The following is a 15,543-nucleotide window of genomic DNA, read 5'->3' as shown; positions in this document are numbered from 1 at the left end:
TCATGATGGGCTCGTTCCACTATATGCTTGTACGCTCCGTTATAGAACGGCAAAAAATCACTCGTGAGGCCCGGCCTCTTTCCGTTCAGCCGCCTCTTGTTCTTTCTTTGCCGCCATTTCTTCCCACTGGCGCGGCGGAGCCAGTTCGACGATCAAATAATCCCCTTGCCGCACTCGCGCTCCCGGGCGGATGTTTTGGCTGACGACATAGCCGGTTCCTTTCGTGCTTGGCCGCAGGCCGAGTATATGAGCCACTTTCATGGCGTCCCGCAGCGAAAACCCGCGCAAGTCCGGCATCGTCGCCGCTCCATCCGTTTTCAACACGACCCGCTCGCCGGGAAGAAGACGATCTCCGCCGCGCGGAAGCTGCCGCTCAACGTACCGGCCGGTGCCGATGACGACCGGCACATAGCCGTTTTTCTTCAACTGCTCCGCCGCCGTGACGGCTGCCTCGCCGACCAGCGAATCGAGCGCGCGTTGCGCCGCTAGTTTCGTTTCCACCGATTTTTCTTTGCTCGGTTCAATATGCAAATATTGCAGGCTGCTTTTCATCACCGTTGTAAAAATTTGCGAAACAGGCGCCGCTCCGGTTTCCGTCACATCCAACCGCGGCTGCTGAACAGCTACATACATGAGAAGGCGCGGATCATCCGCCGGCGCCATGCCTAAAAACGAGAAAATATAATTTTCCCGTCCGGTCAAATAGCCGCCGGAAGCGGATGGAATTTGCGCCGTCCCCGTTTTGCCGGCGACGCGGTAGCCGTCAATTTGGTACGGGCGGCCGGTGCCGTGCTCTGAGGTGACAACCGTTTCCAAAATTTCCCTCACCTTCCGCGCCGTTTCAGCCGTAATCGGTTCACCGACGACAGTCGGCTCGTGGTCGAGAACGACTTTGCCGCTGTCTGGATCGACCACCTTTTCAATGACGTACGGCTTCATCATTTTTCCGTCGTTGGCGATCGCTGTCGCCGCCTGGATTTGCTGAATCGGGGTCACTGACGTCCCTTGCCCGAACCCGGTCGTAATCCGTTCGATCGGATAACGGTAACGAATTTGCCCTGTCGCCTCATTCGGCAAATCAATGCCCGTTTTCTGATCGAAATGGAAACGATGCAAATACTGCAAAAACCGGTCTTCCCCGAGCTTTTCTTTCACCAAAATGGAAAAAGCGACGTTCGAAGAGCGCTGCACCCCTTCATTGAACGTAATCGTCCCCCAACCGACATCGTTATGGTCGCGGATGGTGTTCGGCCCGACTTTGTATGAGCCGGAACGGTACGTTTCATTGCCGTTGTACACTCCTTCATTAATGGCGGCAGCAAGCGTAAACACCTTCATCGTCGACCCCGGCTCATACGGGTAGGAAATAGCGTCATTTAAAAAGTTCGCAATATCGCGTTTGTTCGGGTCAAAACTCGGGCGAGTCGCCATCGCTAAAATTTTTCCTGTTTTCGGATCAGCCACGATGGCGATGATCTTTTTCGGCTTGTACTGCTTTTCTACGCCGTTCATGGCGTCTTCCAAAAACGTCTGGATTTTCGCGTCAATCGTTAAATACACGTTCGCGCCGTTGTCCGGCTTTGCAATCGTGCGCTCTCTCGCCTCCGGCAGACGGAACCCCTTCGCATCGCTGGCAAACGACACATAGCCGTCTTTGTCGCGCAAATAACGGTCAAGCGATTTTTCTACTCCCATTTTGCCGACCATTTCGTTTTTCGCATTTTTTTGCGCGTAGCCGATAACGTGCGAGGCGAACATGCCATTCGGGTAAAACCGGGCAGTGTCGCGGGTAAAGATGATGCCCGGCAAATGGAGCGCTTCAATTTTCCGCTTCAGCTCGAAGCTGATATTGCGGCCATAGGAGCCGAATTCGACTTGTTTCGCCTTTTTGGTCAAAATGCGCTCCATTTGCTCGACGTCCATGCCAAGCAGCGGAGCGAGCTTTTCCGCTGTTTCCTCTGGATCGGCGACACGGCGCGGATCATCCGGGTCCACAATGGCGGCGACTGTATACGACGGCACGTCTTGGGCTAAAATGACGCCGTTGCGGTCAAAAATCGTCCCGCGTTTCGCTTCAATCGTGCGCGTCTGCTTATGCTGCTGCTGCGCGATCTCCGCCAGCGCTTCGCCTTCCGCTTTTCCCGTCCACTGCACTTGCACAAAGCGGGCAAACAAAAGAAAAAAGGCAAAGCTGAACACGCAAAACAAAATAAACGCCCCGCGATGGGTGTTGCGATGCTTTTTTGCCTCCATCACCCATCAGTCCTGTACGACTTTGACGTGGTTTTCGTTGAGCGACAAACCGAGCTCTTTCGCCTTTTGCAAAATACGCTCGTACGAGCTCAGCCGCTGCACTTCGACGTACAAGTCATTATTTTCTTTCTTTTGTTCATCAATGGCCGATTCCAACTTTTGGACATCTTTATTAAGCTCATAAATTTGCACTTGGGTTGAGACGGTATGGACCGCCGCGTAAAAGACAAACAGCAAAAACGAAACGATCAACAGCTTCTCAGCCAGCGTCAGCCGAAGGCGCCGTTTTCGCTGCGGCTTCTGGCTCGGCGGCGCGGCCGGATGCTTTTGTTCGCGTGCTACTTTGACTGCCAAATGGTTCACAGCGTTTCCCTCCTGTTTCTCCTCACCTATTTTCTCAGCCGCGCGGTAGTTTTTCAGCAATGCGGAGTTTGGCTGAACGGGCGCGGCGGTTCCGTTCCACCTCTTCAGCAGAAGGAACGACCGGTTTTTTTGTAATAATTTTCAACACAGGACGGTAGTCATTGGGGAGAACTGGAAGCCCTGGAGGCAATGGCGGGTTCTCGCTTGCTTTTTTAAACGTCTCCTTGCAAATGCGGTCTTCGAGCGAATGAAACGTAATGACGCTCACCCGTCCTCCCGGCGCCAACAAGTCAATCGCCTGCTCAAGCGCTTCGCGAAACGCCTCGAGCTCATCGTTGACTGCGATGCGGAGCGCCTGGAAAATGCGTTTGGCCGGATGTCCGCCGCTGCGGCGCGCCGGCGCTGGAATCGCCTCCTTAATGACCTCAACGAGCTCCCCGGTCGTTTCAATCGGCTTCTCGCGCCGCACCTCCTCGATTTTGCGCGCTACTTGCTTTGAAAATTTTTCTTCGCCGTACCGAAAAAAAATGCGCACAAGCTCCTCATATGGCCAACGGTTGACGATCTCCGCCGCCGTCAGCTGTTGCTTGCGGTCCATCCTCATGTCAAGCGGCGCGTCGTGCTGGTAGCTGAAGCCGCGCTCCGGCTCATCGAGCTGCGGCGATGAAACGCCCAAATCAAACAGCACGCCGTCGACGGCAGCGACGCCGCGGGCGGAAAGCTCCTCTTGCAAAAACCGGAAGTTGCGGTGCACAAACTGCACTTGCTGGCCATAACGGGCGAGCCGTTCACGCGCATACGAAATGGCGGTTTCGTCTTGATCGAAGGCAAACAGCTTTCCGCGCTTTGAGAGGCGGGAAAGCAAATAGTCGCTATGGCCGCCGCCGCCCAACGTACAATCGACATAGACGCCGTCCGGGCGGATGTTCAGTCCGTCAACCGCTTCTTTTAACAGCACCGTTGTATGTTCAAACACATGTCCACCACCTTTGCTGCTTCCAAACGCTGCTTCCTTAATTATATCGCAAAGACGGACAAAATTTTAGCTTTTTTTGTAAAAAAAACGTCCCTTTTTGTTTATTTTTGTCGGACATCCCCAGATGGAGCCATTAGTTCCAACCTCCTTTTACTTTTATTTCCAAACCCATAGCGATTGTTTTGTTACTATTTCATTCCACAAAAAAAAAATCCTGCTCGAAACAGGATTTTTCTTTTCGACTTTTTCTTTGAAAAAGCTTTATATATATACAATTTTATGCATTCCGTTTCCAGGGGCGTCGATCAGCGAAAGTTTTTTTACAAAATCAAATCCGTAACGATTCACGTAGTAAAACACGTTCCAAACCCGTTCCTGAGGCGCTCCGTTCGGCCGCAGCGCCGTTTCGACGCGCCAAAACTTGCGCCATGTCATCTCATGTTTGCGCAAAAGCGCCCGCTCCAACGTTTGCTGAAGAAACTCGATTTGTGACTCAATGATGGCGGCATTTTTCGCCACCAATCCTTCCAATCCGCGGTCAATCTCCATGCCAAGCGCGCGCAGCGGCTGATGCGCCGCCTCGATGTCGGCTTTCGCTTTCGCAAACGCCTTGGCAAGCGGAACTTCAGCCGTCTCCTTCCGCCATCGCTCCTTGGCCGCTTCGAGCCGCCCGGCCAATACGTCGGCGGCTTCGAGACCGAGATCAGCGAGATCGGTTTGCAGCGAACGGCCGACGATCGTCGCCTGCAGGCGCGGCGCCAGCGGCGGCATTTCGAATCCGAACAGCGAAAACGCCTCCTTCAACTCCGCCCAATAGGCGATTTCTCCCGGGCCGGCGACAAAAGCGAGCGTCGGCAGCAAATACTCTTGCATAAGCGGACGAGTGACAACATTGTTGCTTAAACAGTGCGGCTTCGTCTCGGCAAGCTCAAGCAGCTGCTGTTTCGCAAAGACGATATGCCCGGCCTTGTCGCGGAACGCGCCGCGCTCTTCGTCATAGTGCAAAAGCAGGCGCTCATGGCCGTTGTAATAAAACAAGTTGGCCGCGTTGGGCGCTATCTCAATGAGCGGCGCATACCCGAGCGCGCGCAGCGCCTCTTGCTGCGCCAACACGGCCGATGTCACGCTGCGATGGCGGTCAATGAGCGCGGCGAAAAAACGGCGCTCAAGAAGGCGCACCGCCGCATCGCCGGCATTCAAGACAACCAATCCGTCAGCAGCAAACAGGCGCAAGACAATCGCCGCAAAAAAGTCGACAAACGTGCGCGCCTCATCCAAACATGTCTTGAGAAAGGAAAGCAGTTCGTTCGTCGCGTCCGTCTCCCCGTACGTTTTCACGACACGTTCGATCCACGCGCCGGCAAGCTCATGATCAAGCGGGACGTCGGCTGCCATCCGCCTTTCCTTCCGCTTGTGCGGATATAGCGCTTTCCTCACTTCGCCGCCCTCTACCACATACACATGGTCGATTTCCGCGATGTCATGATCCTCGCCGGCGATCCAAAACAGCGGCACGACCGGCACGCCAAGCTTCCGTTCCTGTTCTTTGGCGAGCTGGATGATAGTGATGATTTTATAGATCGTATAAAGCGGACCGGTCAACAGCCCGGCTTGCTGTCCGCCGACAACAACGACGCTGTTCTCCTGCCGCAGCTTGTCGATATTGTGCATCGTCGCCCTGCTTGCCGAGAACCGACGGTGATAGGCGTCTAAATAATCGGCAAGCCCGCTCCGGTCGTATGTCCGTTTTTGCAAATGAGACAACCGGCGGCGAAACGCCTGATCATCAGCCCAAACGTAGTCAAACCCTTTCTCAGCCGGAAACGCGCCGGTTATGTAATCGGCCGCCAGCTTTGTCGCCGCCGGCAGCGGAATTTCGTGAACCTCCATGGCGAAAACTCCCTTTCTTATGTATTCTTTCATGAGTATAGCACGTTCGGCGCCAAGAGAAAAAAATGATTGCTCAAAGGACGGCAGCGATGCGCGCCATCATGCCATAGACGAGCAGGCCGGCGTAAAGGGACGCAAAAATGAGAAAACTGGCCCGCCAAAATAGACGAAACACCGCCGCCAGGTGAAAATCCGCCTTTTTCCGCCAGTAGCCGAGTGCGATGGCGGCGTGCAATCCGAGCAAAAAGAGAAGAAGATGGACAAAATATGACTTTCCGAACAGCACGGCAAGCAAAAAATAGACGGCGGCGATGAAAAATGCGGTCGCCGCGTTGACCGCCGCGTAAAACGCCGCCCGTTTCCGCCCGCCAAACAGGCGCATGGCCGCATAGACGAGCCAAAACAGCAGCAGCGGCAGTGTGACGAATGTCGCCAACACCGGCGCGAGCCAGTCACTCATCGCGGCTCCCCCCTTCCTTCCCTTTCAGCGCGCAATACACAAAGCGGACGAGCGGCAACGCAACGCCGCGCGCTTCCCCTTGCTTCAGCACATAGCCTAAAATGGCGTCAATTTCCGTCCGACGCCCGTTTGCCACATCCATATACATCGACGAATAGTTGTCCGCCGTGTTCCGGCATATATGAACGACCCGCTCCCACGCCCGTCCGGCGTCACGAAGCGGCAACACCCGCCGCACTTCATCAAACAGCTGCGCCATCATGTCCCGATACGGCGCCACCTCAAGAAGCTCGCCGTTTTTCACTTGCAACAGCGCCGTCAACGGGTTGATGACCGCATTGACGACAAGTTTGTCGACAAGAATGCGCTCCCAATCGTCCGCCCATTCAATGGGAAACTCTCGATCTCCAGCCAGCCCGGCGGCCGCAGCAGGCGACCCATAGAAGGGGGCAAGCGTCAGTTTGCCGGCGCCTGTGTGCGCAACCGTCCGATCGTCAAGCTTGAACGCGCCGTGCTCCACAACGCCGACGACGATGTTTTTGTCAGCAAAAACAGACAGCTGTTCGAGATGGCTCATCCCGTTTTGCAAAAAAACAATCGTGCCGACGCGGCGGAACGAATCACGCTGGGAGCAGACATCCGCCACATCATATTGTTTAACCGTCACAAACACAAGCGGCTCAACGAGTTCCGTCCCGGCAAACGGCCTTGCTTGAACGGCAGTCTCCGTTGTTTTTCCTTCTTTTTTCAGGGCGACACCGCATTCAGCAAGCTGCCTCGCCTGAGACAAGCGCCTTGTATACACCGTGACCTTATGGCGCCGCCCGAGATAAGCGGCAAGAAGCAGGCCGACCGCCCCGCCGCCGACAATGCCAATGTTCACATGTCTCCCCCGCCTTCCTGCCAAATTGCGTTAGCCTTATTTTAGCAAATGTCCCCGTCATCCGTTAAGAAAAAAAAAAAAGCCGGCCCAAAGGCCAGCTTTTATCCTTCCCCGGCGCCCTCAGCCGCCGGCTCCGTTTGTTTTTCGGCGCCCGCCACTATTTTCCGCGCCCGCTCCATAATGGCGAGCAACGTTTTATACTCCTCTTGGACGGCCACCAGCTGCTTTTGCAACGCTTCCTTTTCCATTTGCAACTTTGTCACCATTTGTTGCAGCTGCTCCATATCGTTTTTTAACGCCCGATTTTCATCCGCTGTCCGCCGGGCGTCGCGCGCTTTTTGTCCTTCCGCTTGCAAAAAAGCGAGCACTTCCGTCCATGACAGTTTGCTCTCTGCTGCCGCTTCCATCTCCGTTTGTCCCCCTCCTTCTTTTACCGATGCCGCCTCTTTTTTTCGCGTTTTCCGTTCTTGCTTTGCCTGTTCAATTTCCTCTTTATACTGCTTGCGAACGTACGAATTCCAGCGGAACCCGCACGCTGCCGCTGTCCGCGACAAGCGCCGCCCCACCTCAGCAAACGCTTCTAGCTGGGTGCCGCCCTCGCGAATATATTGAAGCACAACGTTGGCCAACAGTTCATCTTCCTCTTTCGTCCAAGCGTCCTGGCGTACTCCGGTCATCTCCCTTCCCTCCTCATCGCCGCTTTGTCATTATATGTATGCGGCTAATAGAAACAGTAGAAGGAAAAAATTACTGCTTGCGAAAAAAAGGATGCAACGCCTGTTCATGTTCAACCGACCCCCATAGTGCGGCGCAACGGTCGATTTCAGCGAAAAATTGCTCACGAAACCAAACTGTTCGCCATTTTTCGCCCGCTGCCGCCTTATAGGCTTCTAAAACAGCGAGCGACCGCGCGGCATAAAGGGTGAGCCGCGCCTGCCATTGCTCGCGCCAGTGGTCAGCCGCCAAGACCGCATCAGCCCACCCGCACGCTTCCATATCTTCCGCTGTCATCGGTTCAGCGCGCAGCAATAGATCGAGGGCCCGCGCGTACGGCAGTTTGCCGAACAGCATCGAGGCGCCGCCCCAGCCGGTTGTGATGCCGAGCCGCCCTTGAATGAACCCGATTCGGCTTCCTTCTTTGACAAAACGGAAATCGCAGGCCGTCGCCAGCTCGCAGCCCCCTCCCATCGCGGCGCCATTGACGAGCGCGGCCGTCGGTTTCGGAAACGTCAGCAGCCGGTAGAGCACCTCCCCCATGCGCGTCAGCATCTGTTTCGCCTCAGCGCCGCGCAAAGGCCCGAACTCGTGTAAATCGCCGCCCGAGCAAAAAGCCTCATCACCAGCGCCCGTGATGGCAAATATTTTGACCCGCTCATCCGCTTCCGCCTCGCTCAGCGCTCCCTCAAGCGCCTCCATCACTACAAAATTGACTGCATTCCGTTTTTCGGGACGGCAAATCGTAAACAAGGCGACGCCGTCACGCTGCTCCATCATCGCTTCCATCAGCACTCCTCCTTTATTTTATGACAATTGGTCATCGTCCCCCCTTTTTTCCTGCCAGCAGCGAAAAAAACAAACGCGTGGACGTACGTTGTCGATTGTTCACTGCCAATAAAAAAGGCTGCCCGCTTTTCGGACAGCCTGTCGCTTGATGTCGGCCATTATTTGTTGACGACATCTCTTCCTTTGTACGTACCGCATGCTTTGCAGACGCGGTGCGCCAATTTCCATTCGCCGCAGTTCGGGCATTGCACCATGCCCGGCACTTGCAGTTTAAAGTGTGTACGGCGCAGTCGTTTTCTCGTTTTCGATGTTCTTCTAAAAGGTACTGCCATCGTTTTCCACCTCCTTGTCCGGCACATTCAGCGTATCGCTGCCGACGGGCAGCCGCTTGTTCAAGGCAGTCCGCCGGCAGGCAAGGCAGCTGCCGGACGGTGCGCGTTCTGGTCGGCGCCATCGGCCGGCAACGCCGGTCAGCCATCAGTTCCTTTCGTTCCATCAAAAAACTTAGCCAATCCTGCCAGACGAGGGTCGACCTTGTTCGCCGCCCGCTCTTCCAGCGTTTTTTCCCATTGTTCTTCCGTGAGAACGTCCCATCCTTCCCCGTGTTGCGGCGCCCCGTCAGCCCCCGGGTTGTCGGCGATGAGCTGCAACGGGATTTCAAGCAGGATGAGCTCGCGAATAATTGGGTTTAAATCAACCGTGTTTCCAGTTACGATATGGGTGTCTTCATCCGTTTCAGCGACGTCGCCGCCATCAACAAAAAACGTTTCCGTCGTCTTGATGGAAAACGGGTGTGTCACGTCGACGAGCGTCCGCGAACACGGCAATACCATCGTTCCTGACAGCGTCAAATGAAATGTAAACTTTGTCGAACCGACGTCCGCTTTCCCTTGAACGCGGACAAGCGAAATATCACGGATCAACGTGTCGATTTGTTTCAAATCAGACACGTCAACCGTCTCGTCAATCGCCATTTCCTTGTGCTGAAAACGGTGAAGCTGTTGAACCGTCCATTTCATACAATCACCTCAAGGCAACGAATAAAATTATACGTTCCGTTTCTATTTTTGTCAATGTTTTTTCTTTACAACCATCCGGACGCCTGAAAAAAGAAGAGGCAACAGGAAAGGCATACTTCCATTATTTCTAAATTCTGTTACTTGCATGCACATATGCCTCCGGCGGCTCGACGCGTTCCGCCAAAACCGGACGACAACATCACGACGCCCTTCCTAGGTTGATCTTTACCGCCGCATGTTCCATACTAGATGAGAGACAGGAGGTGCGCTTATGACGAGCCATCGTTTCAGCGCCGAGCCACGTCCGTTCCATGGGGGGAAGCGGCCATGAAAGCTGTTGGCGTGATCGTCGAGTACAATCCATTTCATAACGGCCATCGATATCACTTGCAAGAGACGCGTGAAAAGACAGGAGCGGACTGCCTCGTCGCCGTCATGAGCGGAAATTTTCTGCAACGCGGCGAGCCGGCCATTGTTTCAAAATGGGCGCGGGCCAAAATGGCGCTGGCAGCCGGCGTCGATCTCGTCATTGAACTGCCATATGCCTTCGCCGTTCAGGCGGCGGAGCGATTTGCCGATGGAGCGGTGCGGCTGCTCGATGCCCTCGGCTGCGAAGAGCTTTGCTTTGGGAGCGAATCCGGCGACATTGCTGCTTTTTTAGCCGCCGCGAAGACGTTGTTTGCGCAAAAAGAGGAGTTTGACGCCCTCGTCCGCGCCGAACTTCAGCGTGGGCAAAGCTTTCCGAAAGCGAATGCCAAGGCGTGGGATCAGCTCCGCTCCGTCCCGCTTGATTTGGCGCAGCCAAACAACGTGCTCGGATTAGCCTACGTGAAAGCCATTTGGCGGCACAAGCTCTCCATCATGCCGCGCACGATTCCCCGCCTCGCCGCTGGCTATCATGACGAGTCGTTTTCCCATCCATCGATCGCCAGCGCCACAAGCGTGCGAAAGACGCTGCGACAAACTGGGCAGCTTGCGTCGATTGCGCCATACGTCCCTCCAACGACGCTCGAGCAGCTGCGCCAATACCGGCAAACGTATGGGCGCTGGCATGATTGGGAAGCGTATTTTCCGCTCTTGAAGTATCGGCTGCTGACGGCAACCAAGGAGGAACTGCGCCGCACGGCCGGAATCGAGGAAGGCGTGGAGCACCGGTTGAAGGAAAAAATTACCGTTGCCGAAACGTTCGCTTCTTTCATCGCCGCCGTCAAAACGAAACGGTACACGTGGACAAGGCTGCAGCGAATGTGCGCGCACGTGCTGACCAACTTCACAAAGGAAGAACAAACGAAGACATCCGATCCTACATACATCAGGCTGCTCGGCATGAGCGAAACCGGCCGCCGCTACTTGCAGCGGGTGAAAAAAGAGCTGGCGCTGCCGCTGATTACGAAAGCGGCTAAATTGAACGGCGATCCGCTTTACGAGCAAGAAAAAAGGGCGGCCGCCGTCTATGCAGCCGCCCTTCCTGAGCCGCTGTACAGCGCCGCGCTCAAAGAAGAATACGCAACGATCCCCATTTACGCTTCCGGCATGGAGCGCAAATAACGGATCGCATCTTCAAACGTATCGACCGGGACGATTTTCATGTTCGTCCCGATTTTTTTCGCGGTCTGCACCGCCTCCCGGTAGTTCGATGACGGGGAGCCATGTTCATTCGGAGCGAAAAACACTTCCGCCCCTGCGCGGTCAGCGGCCACGACTTTTTGTGAAACACCGCCGATCGGGCCGACTTGTCCATGAATGTCGATCGTTCCGGTGCCGGCAATGTTATGGCCTTTCGTCATATCTTCTTCAACGAGCTGATTGTAAATTTCAAGCGAAAACATCAGCCCCGCCGACGGACCGCCGATCTGTTCCGAGTCAACGTCAACCGGCGGGTCGGTGCGGACGTCATAATCGGTCATGAGCGTCACCCCAAGGCCGATTTGGTTTGGATGGTGCGGGAACGGCTTCAGCCGGAGCTCGACCTCCCGCCGCTCCCCCTCGCGGACAAACGCGATGCGGACGCGGTCTCCCTCTTTTTTCTTCCGAATGTAGTCGATGATTTGCTCCGACGTTGTCAACGGCCGGCCGTCGAGCGCGGCGAGGCGGTCGCCGGCCTGCAAGCGTCCCTCCGCCGGCATGTCAGGGAGAACGTTCATCACATACACACCTTTCGGCTCATATGAAACCGGCTTCCCAGCGTGCCGGTAAGCGACGACAATCGCCGCTTCCTTTGACTGTTCCATCAGTTCTAGCTGACGCATCGTATATTCTTTGTCGCTTTCCCCTTCCTGTTTAATCTCTTCAACCGGATGCAGCTCATAAAACGGGCGGATATGGGCGAGCAAGTACGCGATGACGTTCGCCCGCCCCATGCGGACCGTCGTCAACATGAACGCCCCCGCATCGCGGTCGCCGTGCTCGACATGAACAAGCGGCGTTAACTTTTGCGCGCTTCCCGGCATCGTCACGTAATACGGCAATTTCATAAAAATAAGCAAAACGGCAAGGACGGCGCCAAAGAAAAACGCCGCTATATACGTTCGTTTCTTCATTGGTGCTTTGGCTCCTTCCACTGTTCAATCGCTTGGCGGATCGCCCCGGCTTGTTTCCGCGCTTCCTCTTCGCCGCGGGCAATAATGTCTTCGATATGGGTGAACGCCCGCGAGCTGTATTGCTCTACGCGCGGCCGGATCATCACGTCCGAGGCGAGTTCCCGATGGGCGACGAGCTCGGCTTGCAAAATATCAAGGCTCTTCCAAATGACATCCACAAGCGAGGCAATTTCCGCCTCTTTGTTCAACGGGACGACATCGACCGCGATGACAAGATCGGCCCCCATCGCCCGAACGACCGATACCGGCACGCGGTCCACGACACCGCCATCAACAAGCAGCCGCCCGTCCACCGCCGCGGGCACAAAAATGCCGGGGATCGAGATGCTCGCCCGCACAGCTTGGGCCGCATCCCCTTGCCGAAACACGACTTTTTCCCCCGTCTGCAAATCAGCGGCGATGACCGCCACCGGCGGAGAAAGCTCTTCAATCCGCCTCCCTTTCGTCAACAAACGAATGAATTCGGTGATGCGCTCACCGGCGATCAGCCCCATTTTCGGCACCGTCCAATCGAGAAAATCGTTGCGCCGGAACGACTTGGCGAGCCGATAAAGGCGGCTGAGGCCGTGGCCGCTCGCATAAAGGACAGCCACAAGCGCGCCGATGCTGCTGCCCGCCAAATAAGAAATAGGGATTCCTTCCTCCTGTAGCACTTTCAATACGCCGAGGTGAGCAAATCCGCGCGCGCCCCCTGACCCGAGCGCCAATCCGATCTTCGGCGGCACGATTCTCCCCCCCTTTGCTACGGCGCTCCCTCGCTTTCATTTTATGGTCTAAACCGCCCCCCTATGCTCGTATATTAGGTTATATGAGGTTGTACCGCGCAAGGCCGCACGGCAAAAAAAGGGGGGAGAACATTGAAGCGAAACTGGAGAGCGAAACTAAAAACGGCGCTGCTCGCTTCCGCTGTGACGTTATTCGCCTTTTCGCTCATTTGTTATCCAAAACAGTCGCTCCAAGCATCCATTCGCGGGTTAAATATGTGGTGGGAAGTCGTGTTCCCGTCGCTCCTGCCGTTTTTCATTGTCTCGGAGCTGCTCATCAGCTTTGGCGTCGTTAGCTTTCTCGGCGTCTTGCTGGAGCCGCTGATGCGCCCGCTTTTTCGCGTCCCAGGCGTCGGCGGGTTTGCCTGGGCGATGGGGATGGCATCCGGCTACCCGTCGGGGGCGAAGCTGACCGCCCGCCTGTATCAAGAAAAACAACTGTCGACCATCGAGGCCGAGCGGCTCTCTTCGTTCACCAATTCTTCCAACCCGCTATTTATATTTGGGGCTGTTTCAGCTGGGTTTTTTAACAATCCGCAGCTTGGTTTGTTGCTGGCCGTCTCCCATTATTTAGGGAACATTGCCGTCGGACTAGTGATGCGCTTTCACGGCATCCGGAAAGAACGGGGGCAGCCGAAGCGGCGGCCGCGCTCGTTTTCGCTCCCGTATGCGCTGCGCACGCTCCACAAAACGCGGCTGAAGAATGAACAGCCGCTTGGCAAGCTGCTCGGCGATGCCGTCCACTCTTCCGTTCAAACGTTGTTGATGATCGGCGGCTTTATTATTCTCTTTTCCGTCGTCAACCAATTGTTGTATATGATGCACTTGACCGAGCAGCTCGCCCCCTTGCTGCGCCAGCTGCTCCGGCTCGTCCAGCTTCCGGAGCAGCTTGATATTCCGATTTTTTCCGGGTTGTTTGAAATTACGCTCGGCAGCCAAATGATCAGCCAGACAGATGAAGCCGAGCTGCTGGAAAAGGCGGTGGCCGTCAGCTTCGTCTTGGCTTTCGGTGGCTTTTCCGTTCAAGCGCAAGTGGCCAGCATTCTCGCTGAGGCCAACATCCGCTTTCAACCGTTTTTCATCGCCCGTTTTCTGCATGGAGTTTTTGCGGCTTCATTTACATATTTGCTTTGGGAGCCGTTGTACCTTCGGGCGGCAGGCAACGAAACCGGCAATATTCCGGTGTTTTGGCACGCCGCCGCAGAGAGCGTCTGGCACGAAAGATGGCAATGGCTGCAGCACTATGGGCCACTGGCCACGATGCTGTTTCTGTGCCTTTATATATGGCTCGCCGCCAACGCAAGCAACAAAACGCGCGGACGCTTGTGACTGCCCGCGCTGCCGGCCCCGCGGCGCCATCCGGCCGCCGGGGCGGCTCTCGATGCTTTTGCATCCCGCTTCTCCGCCGGCAAAATAAGGGATCGGCGGATCGGTTCCGCCCTTGGACAGAACAGCCTTTTCCTAGCCGTCAATCGGCGGCCATCGAGGCGAATTTCCGCTTCAGGGCCGCCTCGACAACCGGCGGCACAAGTTCGGAGATGTCGCCGTTATATTTAGCGACCTCCTTGACGATGCTTGAACTCAAAAACGCATACTGGCTGTTCGTCATCATAAAAAACGTTTCAATGTTCTCGTCCAAGACGCGGTTCATCGATGTAATTTGCATTTCATACTCGAAGTCAGACACCGCGCGCAAACCGCGCAAAATGGCGTTGGCGTTTTTGCTGCGGGCATAGTCAACAAGCAGGCCGTGAAACGATTCGACATGCACGTTTTCTAGCGTCCGCGTCACCTCGCGCAGCAGCTCCATCCGCTCCTCAACCGTAAACAGCGGCTTTTTCGAGGAATTGTTTAACACCGCCACATAAACTTTGTCAAATACTTTTGCCCCCCGTTTGATAATATCCAAATGCCCGTATGTCACCGGATCAAAGCTCCCCGGGCAAACGGCAATGCTCGCCATCGCGTTCGTCCCCTTTCTGTTCGTCAGTCCGGCGGTAAATAGTGACGCCGGTGATGCCGTATGTTTCCCGCTTCCACTGCTTCAAGCGGCCGACTTCTTCCGGCAGCTCGACCTCAGCCAAATGTTCGGCAACGACAACGCCATCGTCCTCCAACAAATCGTGATTGTCGATAAACGATAACAGCGCCGGCCACTTTTTCTCCTTGTACGGAGGATCGAGAAAGATGACGGAAAAGCGCAGGCCTCGCTTCGCCACCGCCCTCAACGCCCGCTCGGCGTCGTTGCGGTAAATTTCCGCCCGGCGCTCAAGTCCACAGGCGGCAACGTTTTTTCGGACCGTCTGCACGGCCTTTCCGTCATGATCGACGAAAATGACGCGCTCAAGCCCGCGGCTAAGCGCTTCGATGCCCAAGCCGCCGCTTCCGGCGAACAAATCGAGGCCGATGCCGCCGGCGAAATACGGGCCGATCATATTAAAAACCGCTTCTTTCACCTTGTCGGTCGTCGGCCGCGTCGACAATCCTGGAACCGCTTGCAGATGCCGACCTTTGCATGTTCCGGAAATGACTCTCATTGCGTTCACCTAATTCGTTGTTTTCATGGTCGTCTTATCATGTTTATTATAGTCAAACTTGAGAATTTTTCATAGCCGCGTGTATAGAAATCAGAAAACCGTCCATAATGAGTAATGGCAACACCGTAGATGGCGTTGTTGCCAATGACGGAGAAGACTTACGTTTCCCCATAAGTTCTTCCTCCGGTTTCTCCTCTCCCTTTTCTTTTTCTTTCCGTTCCCTGTTCCGCCCCGCGCGGAGGCAAGGAATTGGAAAGGGCCTTGCGGATCGTTTGTCCGCAAGGTTTTTTTTTGA

The 15,543-nt window shown here is 55.4% G+C and carries 16 protein-coding genes; 2 read left to right on the top strand and 14 right to left on the bottom strand.

The window, feature by feature from the left end:
* Positions 1-57: 57 nt before the first annotated feature.
* The 10 genes from QSJ10_RS05020 to QSJ10_RS04975 all read right to left on the bottom strand — a co-directional run bounded on the left by QSJ10_RS05020 (position 58) and on the right by QSJ10_RS04975 (position 9,347).
* Positions 58-2,253 carry a penicillin-binding protein gene (locus tag QSJ10_RS05020; RefSeq protein WP_053532301.1) on the bottom strand — a complete coding sequence of 732 codons (2,196 nt, stop codon included), beginning with the start codon at positions 2,251-2,253 and terminating at the stop codon, positions 58-60.
* A 6-nt stretch (positions 2,254-2,259) separates the two neighbouring features.
* On the bottom strand, positions 2,260-2,616 hold the full coding sequence (gene ftsL / locus QSJ10_RS05015) for a cell division protein FtsL (RefSeq protein ID WP_049626392.1): 357 nt from the start codon (positions 2,614-2,616) through the stop codon (positions 2,260-2,262).
* A gap of 34 nt (positions 2,617-2,650) precedes the next feature.
* Entirely contained in the window at positions 2,651-3,592 is a 942-nt protein-coding gene (gene rsmH / locus QSJ10_RS05010; protein WP_033016164.1) for a 16S rRNA (cytosine(1402)-N(4))-methyltransferase RsmH, read from the bottom strand.
* Positions 3,593-3,853: 261 nt separating this feature from the next.
* The gene (bshC, locus tag QSJ10_RS05005) at positions 3,854-5,482 is read right to left on the bottom strand and encodes a bacillithiol biosynthesis cysteine-adding enzyme BshC (RefSeq protein WP_033016166.1); all 1,629 of its coding nucleotides are present in this window, start codon (positions 5,480-5,482) and stop codon (positions 3,854-3,856) included.
* A 73-nt stretch (positions 5,483-5,555) separates the two neighbouring features.
* The gene (locus tag QSJ10_RS05000) at positions 5,556-5,942 is read right to left on the bottom strand and encodes a DUF3397 domain-containing protein (protein WP_053532300.1); all 387 of its coding nucleotides are present in this window, start codon (positions 5,940-5,942) and stop codon (positions 5,556-5,558) included.
* Positions 5,935-6,825, bottom strand: coding sequence for a 2-dehydropantoate 2-reductase (locus QSJ10_RS04995; protein WP_053532299.1), 891 nt, complete (start codon positions 6,823-6,825; stop codon positions 5,935-5,937). The genes QSJ10_RS05000 and QSJ10_RS04995 overlap by 8 nt, the downstream gene beginning before the upstream one ends.
* Before the next feature lie 101 nt (positions 6,826-6,926).
* The gene (locus QSJ10_RS04990; protein ID WP_049624349.1) at positions 6,927-7,502 is read right to left on the bottom strand and encodes an RsfA family transcriptional regulator; all 576 of its coding nucleotides are present in this window, start codon (positions 7,500-7,502) and stop codon (positions 6,927-6,929) included.
* A gap of 70 nt (positions 7,503-7,572) precedes the next feature.
* Positions 7,573-8,328: an enoyl-CoA hydratase/isomerase family protein gene (locus QSJ10_RS04985; RefSeq protein WP_053532298.1), complete on the bottom strand. Its 756-nt coding sequence runs from the start codon at positions 8,326-8,328 to the stop codon at positions 7,573-7,575.
* A gap of 158 nt (positions 8,329-8,486) precedes the next feature.
* Positions 8,487-8,660 carry a 50S ribosomal protein L32 gene (gene rpmF / locus QSJ10_RS04980; RefSeq protein WP_011230605.1) on the bottom strand — a complete coding sequence of 58 codons (174 nt, stop codon included), beginning with the start codon at positions 8,658-8,660 and terminating at the stop codon, positions 8,487-8,489.
* 138 nt (positions 8,661-8,798) lie between these two features.
* A complete protein-coding gene (locus tag QSJ10_RS04975) occupies positions 8,799-9,347 on the bottom strand; it encodes a YceD family protein (protein WP_053532297.1) in 549 nt (182 codons plus the stop codon).
* 327 nt (positions 9,348-9,674) lie between these two features.
* On the opposite strand from QSJ10_RS04975, the gene QSJ10_RS04970 reads away from it, so the two are divergent.
* Positions 9,675-10,895 (top strand): nucleotidyltransferase, encoded by a 1,221-nt coding sequence (locus QSJ10_RS04970; protein WP_033016174.1) that lies wholly within the window; start codon positions 9,675-9,677, stop codon positions 10,893-10,895.
* Here QSJ10_RS04970 and QSJ10_RS04965 read toward each other — a convergent pair.
* Together QSJ10_RS04965 and QSJ10_RS04960 are read right to left on the bottom strand one after the other, a co-directional pair.
* Positions 10,868-11,887 (bottom strand): SepM family pheromone-processing serine protease, encoded by a 1,020-nt coding sequence (locus QSJ10_RS04965; RefSeq protein ID WP_033016176.1) that lies wholly within the window; start codon positions 11,885-11,887, stop codon positions 10,868-10,870. The two genes, QSJ10_RS04970 and QSJ10_RS04965, sit on opposite strands and share 28 nt — an antisense overlap.
* Positions 11,884-12,672 carry a patatin-like phospholipase family protein gene (locus tag QSJ10_RS04960; protein WP_049624348.1) on the bottom strand — a complete coding sequence of 263 codons (789 nt, stop codon included), beginning with the start codon at positions 12,670-12,672 and terminating at the stop codon, positions 11,884-11,886. The genes QSJ10_RS04965 and QSJ10_RS04960 overlap by 4 nt, the downstream gene beginning before the upstream one ends.
* 132 nt (positions 12,673-12,804) lie before the next feature.
* Here QSJ10_RS04960 and ylbJ point away from each other — a divergent pair, with 132 nt between their 5' ends.
* Positions 12,805-14,040, top strand: coding sequence for a sporulation integral membrane protein YlbJ (ylbJ, locus tag QSJ10_RS04955; RefSeq protein WP_033016179.1), 1,236 nt, complete (start codon positions 12,805-12,807; stop codon positions 14,038-14,040).
* A gap of 139 nt (positions 14,041-14,179) precedes the next feature.
* Here the strand turns inward: ylbJ and coaD are convergent, their stop codons facing one another.
* On the bottom strand, positions 14,180-14,674 hold the full coding sequence (gene coaD, locus QSJ10_RS04950) for a pantetheine-phosphate adenylyltransferase (RefSeq protein WP_033010262.1): 495 nt from the start codon (positions 14,672-14,674) through the stop codon (positions 14,180-14,182).
* Positions 14,640-15,248 (bottom strand): 16S rRNA (guanine(966)-N(2))-methyltransferase RsmD, encoded by a 609-nt coding sequence (gene rsmD / locus QSJ10_RS04945; protein ID WP_033016180.1) that lies wholly within the window; start codon positions 15,246-15,248, stop codon positions 14,640-14,642. Before rsmD ends, coaD begins: the two co-directional genes overlap by 35 nt.
* Positions 15,249-15,543 lie beyond the last annotated feature (295 nt).

It is taken from the genome of Geobacillus stearothermophilus ATCC 12980, assembly GCF_030369615.1.
In the GTDB taxonomy this organism is placed as follows: Bacteria; Bacillota; Bacilli; order Bacillales; family Anoxybacillaceae; genus Geobacillus; species Geobacillus stearothermophilus.
This window is presented reverse-complemented; position numbering and strand designations above follow the sequence as displayed.

What these genes read in the sequence shown, in the direction of transcription:
- QSJ10_RS05000 (WP_053532300.1), bottom strand. Translation starts at nt 5,942, where the DNA reads ATGAGTGACTGGCTCGCGCCGGTGTTGGCGACATTCGTCACACTGCCG.
- coaD (WP_033010262.1), bottom strand. Translation starts at nt 14,674, where the DNA reads ATGGCGAGCATTGCCGTTTGCCCGGGGAGCTTTGATCCGGTGACATAC.
- rpmF (WP_011230605.1), bottom strand. Translation starts at nt 8,660, where the DNA reads ATGGCAGTACCTTTTAGAAGAACATCGAAAACGAGAAAACGACTGCGC.
- QSJ10_RS04965 (WP_033016176.1), bottom strand. Translation starts at nt 11,887, where the DNA reads ATGAAGAAACGAACGTATATAGCGGCGTTTTTCTTTGGCGCCGTCCTT.
- QSJ10_RS04970 (WP_033016174.1), top strand. Translation starts at nt 9,675, where the DNA reads ATGAAAGCTGTTGGCGTGATCGTCGAGTACAATCCATTTCATAACGGC.
- rsmD (WP_033016180.1), bottom strand. Translation starts at nt 15,248, where the DNA reads ATGAGAGTCATTTCCGGAACATGCAAAGGTCGGCATCTGCAAGCGGTT.
- bshC (WP_033016166.1), bottom strand. Translation starts at nt 5,482, where the DNA reads ATGGAGGTTCACGAAATTCCGCTGCCGGCGGCGACAAAGCTGGCGGCC.
- QSJ10_RS04975 (WP_053532297.1), bottom strand. Translation starts at nt 9,347, where the DNA reads ATGAAATGGACGGTTCAACAGCTTCACCGTTTTCAGCACAAGGAAATG.
- QSJ10_RS05020 (WP_053532301.1), bottom strand. Translation starts at nt 2,253, where the DNA reads ATGGAGGCAAAAAAGCATCGCAACACCCATCGCGGGGCGTTTATTTTG.
- QSJ10_RS04990 (WP_049624349.1), bottom strand. Translation starts at nt 7,502, where the DNA reads ATGACCGGAGTACGCCAGGACGCTTGGACGAAAGAGGAAGATGAACTG.
- QSJ10_RS04985 (WP_053532298.1), bottom strand. Translation starts at nt 8,328, where the DNA reads ATGGAAGCGATGATGGAGCAGCGTGACGGCGTCGCCTTGTTTACGATT.